The sequence below is a fragment of the Mesorhizobium sp. P2_D1 genome, assembly GCF_056404455.1.
The window spans coordinates 19,483-32,696 of sequence record NZ_JBFUDZ010000038.1 but is presented as its reverse complement, the minus strand read 5'-3'; the positions used below and the strand labels follow the sequence as shown (position 1 = coordinate 32,696).

The 13,214-nt window shown below is 62.7% G+C and carries 10 protein-coding genes; 3 read left to right on the top strand and 7 right to left on the bottom strand.

Annotation, left to right across the window (positions count from 1 at the left end):
- The first annotated feature begins 13 nt into the window (after positions 1-13).
- Complete coding sequence (gene lexA / locus AC1D0I_RS23635; protein WP_095081425.1) at positions 14-751, top strand: transcriptional repressor LexA; 738 nt, start codon at positions 14-16, stop codon at positions 749-751.
- On the opposite strand, the gene AC1D0I_RS23630 is transcribed toward lexA, so the two are convergent.
- Positions 745-3,207 (bottom strand): ComEC/Rec2 family competence protein, encoded by a 2,463-nt coding sequence (locus tag AC1D0I_RS23630; protein ID WP_477398105.1) that lies wholly within the window; start codon positions 3,205-3,207, stop codon positions 745-747. The genes lexA and AC1D0I_RS23630 overlap by 7 nt on opposite strands.
- A gap of 102 nt (positions 3,208-3,309) precedes the next feature.
- Between AC1D0I_RS23630 and gltX the strand changes: the two genes are divergently transcribed.
- Both gltX and gltA read left to right on the top strand, forming a co-directional pair.
- Positions 3,310-4,734 carry a glutamate--tRNA ligase gene (gltX, locus tag AC1D0I_RS23625; RefSeq protein WP_477398104.1) on the top strand — a complete coding sequence of 475 codons (1,425 nt, stop codon included), beginning with the start codon at positions 3,310-3,312 and terminating at the stop codon, positions 4,732-4,734.
- Positions 4,735-4,918: 184 nt separating this feature from the next.
- Positions 4,919-6,247 carry a citrate synthase gene (gltA, locus tag AC1D0I_RS23620; RefSeq protein ID WP_095081430.1) on the top strand — a complete coding sequence of 443 codons (1,329 nt, stop codon included), beginning with the start codon at positions 4,919-4,921 and terminating at the stop codon, positions 6,245-6,247.
- Positions 6,248-6,278: 31 nt separating this feature from the next.
- Here the strand turns inward: gltA and lpxB are convergent, their stop codons facing one another.
- The 6 genes from lpxB to bamA all read right to left on the bottom strand — a co-directional run bounded on the left by lpxB (position 6,279) and on the right by bamA (position 13,146).
- Positions 6,279-7,454 carry a lipid-A-disaccharide synthase gene (lpxB, locus tag AC1D0I_RS23615; RefSeq protein WP_477398102.1) on the bottom strand — a complete coding sequence of 392 codons (1,176 nt, stop codon included), beginning with the start codon at positions 7,452-7,454 and terminating at the stop codon, positions 6,279-6,281.
- Entirely contained in the window at positions 7,447-8,349 is a 903-nt protein-coding gene (locus tag AC1D0I_RS23610) for an LpxI family protein (RefSeq protein ID WP_477398100.1), read from the bottom strand. The genes lpxB and AC1D0I_RS23610 overlap by 8 nt, the downstream gene beginning before the upstream one ends.
- Positions 8,336-9,169: an acyl-ACP--UDP-N-acetylglucosamine O-acyltransferase gene (lpxA, locus tag AC1D0I_RS23605; protein WP_477398098.1), complete on the bottom strand. Its 834-nt coding sequence runs from the start codon at positions 9,167-9,169 to the stop codon at positions 8,336-8,338. The genes AC1D0I_RS23610 and lpxA overlap by 14 nt, the downstream gene beginning before the upstream one ends.
- A 13-nt stretch (positions 9,170-9,182) precedes the next feature.
- Positions 9,183-9,650 carry a 3-hydroxyacyl-ACP dehydratase FabZ gene (fabZ, locus tag AC1D0I_RS23600; protein ID WP_095081436.1) on the bottom strand — a complete coding sequence of 156 codons (468 nt, stop codon included), beginning with the start codon at positions 9,648-9,650 and terminating at the stop codon, positions 9,183-9,185.
- Positions 9,643-10,701, bottom strand: a complete 1,059-nt coding sequence (lpxD, locus tag AC1D0I_RS23595) for a UDP-3-O-(3-hydroxymyristoyl)glucosamine N-acyltransferase (RefSeq protein ID WP_184874162.1) — start codon at positions 10,699-10,701, stop codon at positions 9,643-9,645. Before lpxD ends, fabZ begins: the two co-directional genes overlap by 8 nt.
- 75 nt (positions 10,702-10,776) lie before the next feature.
- Complete coding sequence (gene bamA / locus AC1D0I_RS23590; RefSeq protein WP_477304147.1) at positions 10,777-13,146, bottom strand: outer membrane protein assembly factor BamA; 2,370 nt, start codon at positions 13,144-13,146, stop codon at positions 10,777-10,779.
- Positions 13,147-13,214 lie beyond the last annotated feature (68 nt).

Here is a 13,214-nt window from a genome sequence, read left to right as displayed (position 1 = left end):
CCTGGGGGCTGCCATGCTGACGCGCAAACAACATGAACTGCTGATGTTCATCCACGAACGGCTCAAGGAAAGCGGCATTCCGCCATCCTTCGACGAGATGAAGGAAGCGCTCGACCTTGCCTCCAAATCCGGCATACACCGGCTGATCACGGCGCTGGAGGAGCGCGGCTTCATTCGCCGCCTGCCCAATCGGGCGCGCGCGTTGGAAGTGCTGCGGCTGCCGGATTCGATCGCGCCAGGCCTCAACGCGGCAAAGAAGTTCTCGCCAAGCGTCATCCAGGGCAGCCTCGGTCAAGGCGGCCTTGGCCGGCAACTCAAGCCTGCGTCTTCGCGGATGCCTTCGGCCGGCAATGACGACGACGTGGTTTCCGCCGTGTCGATCCCGGTCATGGGACGCATCGCGGCCGGTGTGCCGATCGACGCCATCCAGCACCAGACGCATTCGATCTCGGTGCCGCCGGACATGATCATGGGCGGCGAACACTATGCCCTGGAGGTCAAGGGCGACTCGATGATCGAGGCCGGCATCTTCGACGGCGATACCGTCATCATCCGCAACGCCGATACAGCCAGCCCTGGTGAGATCATCGTGGCGCTGGTGGATGAAGAGGAAGCGACGCTGAAGCGGTTCCGCCGCAAGGGTGCCTCGATTGCTCTCGAAGCCGCCAACCCGGCCTATGAAACCCGCATTTTCGGACCGGACAGGGTCAAGGTGCAAGGCAAGCTCGTCGGGCTGATCAGGCGCTACTGAGCAGGGCTTGCGACCGGCTTTTCGGGTTTGCGGTAGGGTGGCAGGCCCCTCGCCTCGCGCGAAAACTTGCGCTGCGTGTGCCAGGGCCGGTATGGGCTGTCCACCGCGAAGCTGATCGTCGCAGGCGCGGTGGCCGATTGGCGATCGAAGAAGACGGCCGCGCTACCCTTGCGGGCCAGTTGTCGCTTGGTGATGACGAGCACTAGCGGATTGTGACAGGGGTCATAGGCCGTGGCGTCATTGATGACGATCAGGTCGGCGAAGCCGCAGGCCATCCAGGCCTCCTTTCGGTCTTCGACATGCGCGATGATCGCACCGGATGGATGCTTGGCGAGACAAATGCCCGATGTGCAATAGAAAGGCGCTCCCGACGGCAGCTCGGCGGCATCGGCTATCTCGAATTGCCCGTCTCCTTTGCTGAACACCTCCGGTATGACGATGGTCTCGGATGTCAGCGCGCGTTTCCAGTTGTCGACCGTGAATTCGTTCGGGCGTGCCCGGCTGACGGCGAGTTCGCCACCCCCGATCGGCAGCGCAACCAGCCGGGCGTCCTCCGAGATCAGCACGTCCGGTGCGCGCGTGTCCGAGACGGTCAACAGGCCGGCAAGCGCGAACGGAAGGGCTGCGAGCCGCAGCCATGTCGTGGCCATCGTCGCGATGACCAAGGCAATCGCAACCAGCAGGACGGACTGCTGCGAAATCAACCCGACCGCGTCGACCGGCGAGCGCTGGGAAATCCATCCGGACATGGCGATCATCACCGTCAGGCCTTTGCCCATCACGTAAAGAAAGGGGCCATCGGCGCCAAAGGGCATCGCAAGCGCACTGAGGACGGCGAAAGGCATCACAACCAGCGAGACGTTTGGCATGATGGCCAGATTGGCGAACAGGCTGAGCGGCGACACCCGCTGAAAATGCCAGATGGCAAACAGCGCCGTGGCAGAACCGGCGATGATGGAGGTCATGGCAAGGCCGCCCATCGCCAACAGGAATTTTCTGGTGAGAAAGCCAGGCAGAGATCGCCGTGGCGGCGGCGGTTTCGTTTTCGCCGCACGATGATCAGACCAGCCGGCATAGGCACCGACCAGAGCCGCGGTCGCCGCGAACGACATCTGGAAACTTGGGCCGACCACTTCATGCGGCGACACCAAAATGACCGCGATCGCCGAGATCGCCAGGTTGCGCATGGTCAGCGCCGCCCGATCGAACAGCACGGCAATCAGCATCACCGCCAGCATGATGAAGCTGCGCTCTGCGGCAACGACGACGCCTGAGATGACGAGATAGGCGGCGATCGAGAAAAGCGCGGCGGCCGCGGCGTATTTCTTGACTGGCCGGCGCGCGGAAAAGTCCGGAAACAGGGCGAAGGCGCTGCGCATCAGCATCATGATTGTGCCGGCCACCAGCGCCATGTGCAGCCCTGAAATGGAGATGACGTGGTAGATGCCGGTGCGCCGCATCGCTTCGTTGATCTCATCGGGAATGCCGGCGCGTACGCCGACGATCAGCGCCGCGGCGATCTCGCCTTCGGCGCCACCGATACTGCCCCTGATATGGTCGGCGATGGCTTCACGGGCATTTTCTATCCCCGAGGCAAGGCGGGCTGACAGCGGAATGTCGTCGTCATTGCCGGCGACAAGCTTTGGATTGCCGAGGAAAAACCCGCTGCCGCCAATGCCGGCGAAATAGCTGTCGAAGGAGAAGTCGTAGCTGTCCGGCCGCACCGGGCCGGTGGGCGGCAACAGCTTGGCGTAGCCGGTGACCAGCGAGCCTGGGGTTATCTCTGCCGGGATCTTTCGTGCCGAAAGCCGAATCCGCTCCGGCGCATAGCGCAATTTCGGCCTGGCTGTCGACGTCACGTCGATGGTCAGCCGGATGCGGCCGGACTCCATTCGGTCAAGCGAGACGACGCGGCCGGTCACTTGAGTCGAGATTTCCGAACCGAGCAACTGCGTTCCCGCCCGCCATGTCTCGACCTTGCCGGCGAGCAGGCCGAGCGTGCACAGCACCGCAGCCATGAAACAAAGATGGGCTTTCGGCCTGGAACGCGAGACGAACGCGCAGAGCCCCGTCAGAACGACGACCGCGACAGGCTTCGCAAAATCAGGTTCCACCGTCAGCGAAAAATAGCCGATCGCTCCGATCGCCAGACAGACCGGCACCAGCAGGAAGGCTACGCCTCGATCAAGCTCCAGGCCCGCTGCCGTGGCCACGCTGTGGCGCAGCCGAGGCAGCGATATCCGGCCGATTTGCCGGCGCACGCGCACGATCCTGCCAACTTTGGCAACAGGAGCGGGGGCGGAGACATCCGCTTGCAACGGCGGGTTGCCGGGGGCCGGCACGAGAGGTGATGGCAGCGGTAACGCAGCCGGCAGCGGCGTCGCAAACAGGGACCGTTCGCTGACGCCAATAGCGGCGTCCTCGCCCTGATCCGAGCCCCGGCCCCGTCCAGCCATCGGGTCTGCCCCTTGCGCCCTCGACACCCTATGCTACATGAACGCGCAACGCGCGAAAGTCCGCGCAACCACACCCCGCTTCAGATGGTTTCCGAGAGTTTCATGTCCGACAAGGTCGTCACCCGTTTTGCCCCCTCGCCCACCGGTTACCTGCACATAGGCGGCGCGCGCACGGCGCTGTTCAACTGGCTGTACGCAAAGCACACTGACGGCACCATGCTGCTGCGCATCGAAGACACCGATCGCGAGCGCTCCAACGATGCCGCGACCGCAGCCATTCTCGACGGGCTTTCCTGGCTCGGCCTCTCCTGGGATGGCGAGGCCGTCTCGCAGTTCGAGCGCGCGCCGCGTCATCGCGAGGTGGCCGAGGAGCTCGTGCGCATGGGCAAGGCCTATTACAGCTACGAGACGCCTGCCGAGCTCGAGGCAATGCGCGAGGCAGCACGCGCCAAGGGCCTGCCGCCCCGCTATGACGGCCGGTGGCGTGACCGGGACCCCTCCGAGGCGCCCGCAGGCGCCAAGGGCGCCATCCGCATCAAGGCGCCGACCACGGGCGAGACGGTGGTGCACGACCGTGTCCAGGGCGAGGTGCGCTTCCCCAACAAGGATCTCGACGACTTCATCATCCTGCGTTCGGACGGCAACCCGACCTATATGCATGCCGTCGTCGTCGACGACCACGACATGGGCGTCACCCACATCATCCGAGGCGACGACCATTTGACCAATGCCGCCCGCCAGACGGTGATCTACGACGCCATGGGCTGGGACGTGCCGTCCATGTCGCATATCCCGCTGATCCACGGCGCCGATGGCGCCAAGCTGTCGAAGCGGCACGGTGCGCTCGGCGTCGAGGCCTATCGCGCCATGGGCTACCTGCCGGAGGCGTTGCTGAACTACCTGGCGCGCCTCGGCTGGAGCCATGGCGACGACGAGATCATGTCGATCAAGGACATGATCTCCTGGTTCGACATCAGCGATGTGAACAAGGGCGCCGCCCGCTTCGACTTCGCCAAGCTCGAGGCGCTGAACGGCGTCCATATGCGCCGCATGAGCGATGCTGAGCTGTTCGACATCTTCATCGCCACCCTGCCCTATCTCGAGGGGGGGCCGGCGATGGCCGCGCGCCTCGACGACAGGAACAAGGCGCAACTGCTGGCAGCGCTGCCCGGCCTGAAGGAGCGCGCCAAGACACTGGTCGAACTTGTCGACGGCGCCGCCTTCCTGTTTGCCACCCGGCCGCTGCCGATCGACGACAAGGCGGCACTGCTGCTCAATGAAGACGCGCGCAAGATCCTGCGCGGCGCTCACGAAGCTTTGACGACCCTGTCAGGTGACTGGACGGCCACTGCGGCTGAAGCCGCCGTGCGCGACTATGCGCAGGCCGGCGGCCACAAGCTTGGCGCCGTGGCCCAGCCTTTGCGCGCCGCCCTGACTGGCAAAAGCACCTCGCCGGGTGTGTTCGACGTGCTTGCCGTGCTCGGCCGCGAGGAAAGCCTGGCGCGCATAGCGGATCAAATCGATTAGGAGCGAACTGGCCCAAGAAGATTGGCATTGAAAGGCGCGTTTCGCAGTGCAACATTAGGCCCTGGCCCAATCTGGCACGCACCTCCTAGAATGCGGTGGCGAATACGCGCATTGCGGTGATTTCGACGTGTCGCTCTGCGGAATTTTGCCTTTGCCGGCATGAGGAAACAAGAAGGAGTTTGCAATGACCGAAGCTGCGAAAAAACTGGATTTGGGCGGCAACACCCACGAGGCCACGGCAACGCTTGAATTCGCCGGCAAGACGCACGAGTTCAAGGTGCGAAGCGGCTCGGTCGGGCCTGATGTCATCGACATCGCCTCGCTCTACAGCACCACCGGCGCCTTCACCTACGATCCCGGCTTCACCTCGACCGCAAGCTGCGAGTCCGAAATCACCTTCATCGACGGCGACGCCGGCATCCTCTTGCACCGCGGCTATCCGATCGACCAGTTGGCCGAACACGGCGACTTCCTCGAGGTCTGCTATCTCCTGCTCTATGGCGAATTGCCGACCAAGGCGCAGAAGGACGATTTCGATTACCGCGTGACGCGCCACACCATGGTGCACGAGCAGATGTCGCGCTTCTTCACCGGCTTCCGCCGCGACGCGCACCCGATGGCGGTGATGTGCGGCGTCGTTGGCGCGCTGTCGGCCTTCTACCACGACTCCACCGACATCTCCGACCCCTACCAGCGCATGGTTGCCTCCATGCGGCTGATCGCCAAGATGCCGACGATCGCGGCGATGGCCTACAAATACCATATCGGCCAGCCCTTCATTTACCCGAAGAACGAGCTGAACTTCGCCGCCAACTTCCTGCATATGTGCTTCGCCGTGCCGTGCGAGGAGTACAAGATCAATCCGGTGCTGGCGCGCGCCATGGAGCGCATCTTCATCCTGCATGCCGATCACGAGCAGAACGCCTCGACCTCGACCGTGCGTCTTGCCGGCTCATCGGGTGCCAACCCGTTCGCCTGCATCGCCGCCGGCATCGCTTGCCTGTGGGGCCCGGCCCATGGCGGCGCCAATGAAGCGGCGCTCAACATGCTGGGCGAAATCGGCCATGTCGACCACATCCCGGAATTCATCGCTCGCGCCAAGGACAAGAACGACCCGTTCCGGCTGATGGGCTTTGGCCACCGCGTCTACAAGAACTACGATCCGCGCGCCAAGATCATGCAGAAGACGGCGCATGAGGTGCTGGGCGAGCTCGGCATCAAGGACGATCCGCTGCTCGATATCGCCATGGAGCTGGAAAAGATCGCGCTGACCGATCCCTATTTCATTGAGAAGAAACTCTACCCGAATGTCGACTTCTATTCCGGCATCACGCTTAAGGCGCTGGGCTTCCCCACCACRATGTTCACCGTCTTGTTCGCGGTCGCCCGCACCGTCGGCTGGATCGCGCAGTGGAAGGAGATGATCGAGGACCCGCGCCAGAAGATCGGCCGCCCGCGCCAGCTCTATACCGGTGCGCCGGAGCGTGACTACGTGCCGATCGCCAAGCGGTGATCGAGGCTTTCCGGATTGAGAAAGGCGCCCGTCAGGGCGCTTTTCTTATGTGGCGAAGCACGACGCCCGCCGCGATCTCGCCGGACGGCTTGTCGGTCGCCATGCGCCGGGTAATCTCGGCAAAACCTTGCTTCTGCCAGGCGCGCATCCCGCTGTCGGCGAACAGCGCTTCCAGTTGCCGGGTCAGATTGTTCGGCTTGACGTACTCATTATAGAATTCCGGGACCAGCGCCCGATCCGCGATCAGGTTGGGCAACAGCGCCGACCAGACGGACAACAGGTAAGGCGCCACGACGCGCGCGACGGGATCGAGCCTGTAGCAGGAGACCATCGGCACACCGGCCAGCGCCAGCTCCAGCGATACCGTCCCCGACGCGATCAGCGCCGCATCGGCCTTGCCGAAGGCCTGCCATTTGCGTTGGGTATCAAGGATAATCTCGGGTTTCTCATCCCACCGTGTGACCGAGGCCCTGACGAGGTCGGCGACATGCGGGACGGTCGGCAGCAGCAGCCGCAGGCGATGCCCGCGCGCATGCAGCATCGACACCGTCTCGCCGAACGGCTCGAGCAGCCGTCGCACCTCGCCGCGCCTCGAACCAGGCAGGACGAGCAGTGTCTTGACGCGATCCGGAGACGCAAGATCGCGCGGCAGATCCTGCGCCTTGGCAGCACCGAGCACGCCTGCATCATGGGTGAGGCGATGCCCGACATAGGTTCCGGGCGGGCCGCCCAGTCGTTCGAGTTCCTTCACCTCGAACGGCAGGATGCAGAGTACATGGTCGACATAGGGCTTCATGGCCACCGCCCTGCCCGGCCGCCATGCCCACACGCTTGGGCAGACATAGTGGATGATCGGGATCGACGGATTGGCCCCACGCACCTTCCTGGCGACGCGCAACGAGAAGTCAGGACTGTCGATGGTGACGAGGCAATCGGGCTTCTCGTCCGCAACGGTTTTGGCCAGCTGGTTGATCCGCCGCATCAGGCGTGGCAGGTCGCGTAGGATGGCGCTGAAACCCATCAGGGCGATCTCGCCGGCATCGAATGGCGACGTCAGTCCCAGCGCCTGCAAATGGCGGCCGCCGAGGCCGACGAGCTCCACCTCGCGCCTGGTAGCCTGCTTGAGCGAACGCACGATGTCGGCGCCAAGCAGATCGCCCGACTCTTCGCCGGCAACAATCGCAATCTTCAATGCCCTGTCAGGCATGATGCGGCTCCGTAGCGGCAGGCAGACCGATGACGAACAGGCCGAGGGCGTTGGCGCGCGCGACGGTTTCAGGGCCTTCGAGAACCAGCGAACGTCCCGCCTCGACGGCAATGCCGGCAAGCCCGGCCGCATGTACCGCCTCGATCGTCTGCGGACCGATGGAAGGAAGATCCGCACGCAGTTCCTGGCCAGGCTTGGCGCATTTGACCAGCACGCCGCGGGTCTTGCCCGCGATACGGCCGTGGCCACGCAACAGCTTCGCGCGATCAAGCAGTCCGGCTGTTCCCTCGATGCCTTCGAGCGCAATGGTGCGGCCACCGACTGCGATCGCCGCCTGGCCAATATCCAGCGCCCCAATCGCCTTTGCCGCTGCAAGGCCTGCCTCGATGTCGAGCCAGTCCGATTTGCGTGGCGAGGCCTTGGTCAGGACACCCTCGGYGGCGACGAGGTCTGGCACGATCTCGTGGGCGCCGACGATCTTTATGCCTCGTGCTTCGAGACCTCGTGCCACCACCTTCAGCAAGCCATCGTCGCCACGCGCCAGCGCCATGACCACCAGGGGAATCACCGCGAGCAGGCTGAGACTGGGCCGCAGCGCAAGCAATCGTGGCCTGCGCTTGATCTCGCCCGCAAGCACCAGGTGGGTAATCCGGTGCCGCCTCAACAAGGGTATCAGCGAGCCGATACCTTCCAGAGCGAGGCTTTCATGCTCATACCGGGAGAGCTCCGCCATGCGGTCCACCTCGCCTTCCATCAGGATGACAAAGGGAGGATGGCCTCGTTGCGCCGCGCCGGCCGCGACTTCGACCGGCAGGCTGCCGCCGCCGGCGATGATGCCGACCCTGGCGCCCGATGGGAGATCAAGACCGGCTGCCGCGGTCTCAGCCTTCGTCATCGACATCGTCGCCATCGCCGCCCTTGAGCGACGGCACCGCATAATGCCGCTTGCCGCGACTGGTGATGAAATCGACGATCTTCATGGCGGTCGGCGACGACGCGAATTCGGCCTTGGCGAATTCGATGTTCTCGCCAACGGTGCGAGAGCGATCGAAGATCATCTTGTAAGCCTTCCGCAGCACATGGATTTCGGACCTCGGCAGGCCAGAACGCTTCAGGCCAATGATGTTGAGGCCGCGCAGACTGGCGCGATTGCCAACCGCGATGGCATAGGGAATGACATCGCCCACGATCGCTGAGCAGCCGCCCAGAAAGGCATTGTCGCCGACACGGACAAACTGATGAACCGCCGTCAGTCCGCMAATATAGACGTTGTTGCCGACCTCGCAGTGGCCGCCCAGCGTCGCTCCGTTGGCGAACGTCGCATTGTCGCCGACGACGCAATCATGGGCGATGTGGGCGTAGGCAAGGAAATTGCCATTGTCGCCGATCGTCGTCTCCCCGCGGCTGGAATCGGTGCCGAGATGCATGGTCACGCCTTCGCGGATCGTGCAGTTCGTGCCGATGACCAAAGTGGTGCGGCCGCCCTTGTGCTTGGTGTTCTGCGGCGGCCCGCCCAGTATTGCCATCGGGTAGACCTTGGTCGAGGCACCGATGGTGGTCGCGCCCATCACCGAGACATGGCTGACCAGTTCGACGCCGTCGCCGATCACCGCATCGGCGCCGACATGACAAAACGGCCCAATGCGCACGCCTTGACCGATTTGGGCGCCCTCCTCCACGACAGCGGAAGCATGAATGGATGTCTTGATTTTCATAAGCATTCGATCGTCAGTCGCTGGTGACCATCATGGCTGAAATCTCGGCCTCGGCCGCCTTGGCGCCGTCGACCATGGCTTCACAAGCGAATTTCAGCAGGTTGCCGCGTTTCTTGATTTTCTTGACATGGATCCTCAACTGGTCGCCGGGAACGACCGGTTTGCGGAATTTGGCATTGTCGATGGTCAGGAAATAGACCAATGACGGCTTTTCAGTGCGCAGGCTGCGGATGCAGATGGCGCCGGCCGTCTGCGCCATCGCCTCGACGATGAGCACTCCCGGCATCACCGGCTGCTCGGGGAAATGGCCCTGAAAATGCGGCTCGTTTATGGTCACGTTCTTGATGCCGACGGCGGACTCGTCGCCATCGATGTCGACGATGCGATCGATCATCAGGAACGGATAGCGGTGCGGCAGGAGCTTCATGAGCCCCATAATGTCGACCGCTTCCAGCGTCGTCGAAGCGATCATGTCAGCCATTGCCTCCCTCGCCCTGTTTGCGGGTCCTGGCGAGCTTGCGCAGCATGGCTATCTCCCGCATGGCTTCCGCCATCGGCTGTGCCGGATAACCACCCCAGATCTCGCCTGCAGGGACATTGCTCATAAACCCACTTCTGGCGGCGAGCTTGGCCCCAGACCCGATGGTCAGGTGATCCGCAAGCCCGACGCCGCCGCCCATGGTGACATTGTCACCAACGATCACGGAACCCGAAATACCCGAAAGCCCGGCTATTATGCAATTGCGGCCGATGCGGACGTTATGGGCGATCTGTACGAGATTGTCGATCTTGGTGCCCTGGCCAATGATCGTATCAGACATGGCGCCCCGATCGACGGTGGTGTTGGAGCCGATCTCGACATCGTCCTGGATAACGACACGGCCGACCTGCGGCACGCGTTCRGGTCCCTTGGCGCCGCCGACGAAGCCAAAACCATCTTGGCCGATCCTGGCGCCGCCATGGATGATGACGCGGTTGCCGATCAAGGCATACTGGATGCTGGCGCCTGGACCGACATAGCCGTCGCGGCCGATCTGGCAGGATTGTCCGATGACCGCGTTGGGCGCAATGACCGTACCGCCGCCGATCGAAGCACCCGGCCCGATGACGGCACCTGCCTCGATGACAGCTCCTGCCTCGACATGCGCGGTCGGATCGATATGAGCATGCGGCGAGACACCGGTTTCACTGGTCATTGGTCCCGGTGTCGCGGCCGTCGGGAAGAGCAGACGGCCGACCAGCGCGAAGGCCTGTTGCGGACGCGGATGAACGAGAACCGCAATGCCCGCCGGCGCCTTGCTCGCGAATTCCGCCGGACACAGGACCGCGGCCGCTCGCAGCGACAGCATCAGCGCGGAATTGCGTTTGCCATCGACGAAAACAAGCGCATTCTCGCCGCCTTCATTGGCCGGCGCGAGCGCCTCGATCGAGATATGGGATTGGCCGGAATCGACAAGCACCGAGCCGGTCAGATTCGCGACTTCGCCCGCCGTATACCGGCGTGATGGCGCGAAGAACACCGGATCGGTCATTCCAGAAGCTATATCCAGCTAGGTCGGAACATCTCTCCCGGACCTGAAAAATCCGGGAGCATCGTTGGCCGTCGATCAGAAGCGGGTCGATATGCCGAAATTGAACTCCTGCACGTTGTCGGTCGCTTCCTTCTTGACCGGGATCGCATAGTCGATACGGATCGGACCGAACGGCGATGCCCACATCAAGCCGAGGCCGACCGAGGCGCGCAGCTTCAGGTCAGTCGACGTCTGGGTGACAGCCGCATTCTCGATCTTGGTGCCATAGAGCGTTGCTGCGTCCGCGAACACCGCGCCGCGCAGCCCGAAGCTCTCCGGAATGACTGGCAGTGGGAACTGGGCTTCGGCCGAGGCATTGAAATAAGTTGTGCCGCCGAGATGGTCACCCGTAACACTGTCCACCGGGCCAATGCCGCCATATTCGAAACCACGGATCATGCGGTCGGTGCTCTGGAACTGATCGAAGATACGCAAACCGCCATCGCCGCCGTAGCCCTCGACATGACCTGCGCCAGCCGAGAGGAGGCCAACCAGATCGAACTGCTCTGAAAGCGTCTGATAGATGCTGCCGCGCCCAGTCAGCTTCACATACTTGGCATCGCCACCGAGGCCGGCAAATTCGGCCGTCGTTGTGGCATAGATGCCTTCGTGCGGGTTCTTCATGTCGTCGATGGTGTTGTAGACCAGCCCCAGGCTGACCGACGACTTGATCCAGGGGCTTTCCTCGATACCTTGAACGATCGCCTGCGAAACATCGCAGTCGCCCAGCACGCCGTCTCCATTGTCATCGCAACCAGAGTCGTACTCGTACTTTTCCCGTGCGATGTTGTACGCCAACTGCGTCGAGATACTGTTGGTGATCGGCAGACCGAAGCGTACCGTCGCACCCGTGGTCTCGCTATCGTAGTGATCGTAGTTCCGGGTCTGTTGGTAGATATCAAAGCCGGCTGCGATGCGCCGTCCGAGGAAATAGGGTTCGGTGAAGGACAGGCTGTAGTCGCGCGAATTCTTGCCGCCGCCTGCTGACAGCTTGATGAACTGGCCGCGGCCGAGGAAGTTGCGCTCGGTGATCGATCCTTCGATGGACGGACCCGCCGTGTCTCCACCGGTCGAGTAGCCGGCGCCGACCGAGAATTCGCCGGTCGATTTTTCGACAACGTCGACCACCAGCACGACTTGGTCAGGCTGCGAACCTGGAACAGTCGAGATATCGACTTTTTCAAAGTAATTCAGGTTTTCCAGGCGCTTCTTCGCGCGCTGGATGAGAACTTGATTGAAGGCGTCACCTTCGCTGACGTCGAACTCGCGGCGAATGACATAATCACGCGTGCGGTCGTTGCCGCGGATCTCGATGCGTTCGATATAGGCTTTGGTGCCCTGGTCGATGGTGTAGACCACCGAAATGGTGTGGTTCTCGAAATTGCGGTCGCCGCGCGGCGTCACCTGCGCGAAGGCATAGCCGGAACCGGCCACCTTCTCGGTCAGCGCGATGATGGTGTCCTCGACGTCCTTGGCATTGTAGACGTCGCCCTTGCGGGTCTCGACCACCGATTCCAGCGACTTCGAGTCGACTTCCGGGATCGTGCTTTCGACGCTGACATCGCCGAACGTGTAGCGGTCGCCTTCCTGGACGGTGATGGTGACCGTGTACTTGTTCGTCGCACTGTCGAGTTCGCCGACGGCGGACACGACCTGGAAATCGGCATAGCCGTGATTGTAATAGAAGCGGCGCAGCAGCTCCTGGTCGGCGCGCAGCTTGTCGTCGTCATAGACGTCGTCGCGCAGAATGAAGGAAACCCAGGACGAACGCTTGGTATTGATCACATCCGACAGGCGGCGGCTGGAATAGGCGCTGTTGCCGACGAAATTGATCGCCGCGATCTGAGTGCGGTCGCCTTCACTGATGTTGAAGACGACGTTCACGCGGTTGTCGCCAAGCTGCATGACCTGCGTGGTCACAGTCACATCGTCACGACCGATGCGCCTGTAGGCAGCTTTGACCGCTTCGACGTCGGAGTCGAGTGTCGCCTGCGAAAATGTTCCGCGCGGCTTCAACTGCACCGCCATCTCAAGCGCGTTGTCCTTGAGTTTCTTGTTGTTCTGGAACAGCACCTGGTTCACGACCTGGTATTCGGCAACCTTGACCACCAGCGTCGAGCCGACCTGATTGATCTGCACATCCGAGAACAGGCCGGTGCCGAACAGCGCCTTGACCGCGCTGTCGATATCGGAGCTGGAGAAGGCTTTGCCCGGCTTGATGGTGATGTAATTGCGGATGGTTTCAGCGTCGATACGCTGGTTGCCGCTCACTTCTACTCTGCTGACGACAGCGGCTTCGGCCGCCGATGTGGCAACGAACTGCACTGCGAGCGCGCCTGGCACCACAAGGGCCGCAGACAGGGTCACCGCGGACGCGGCGCTCAGAAACTTGGATGCTGCCTTCATCGGGCTTAATAACCTTTTCTCGTAGTCCCCACGGCGAGAAAACCGGACGTGCGGTAATTTCTCCTACC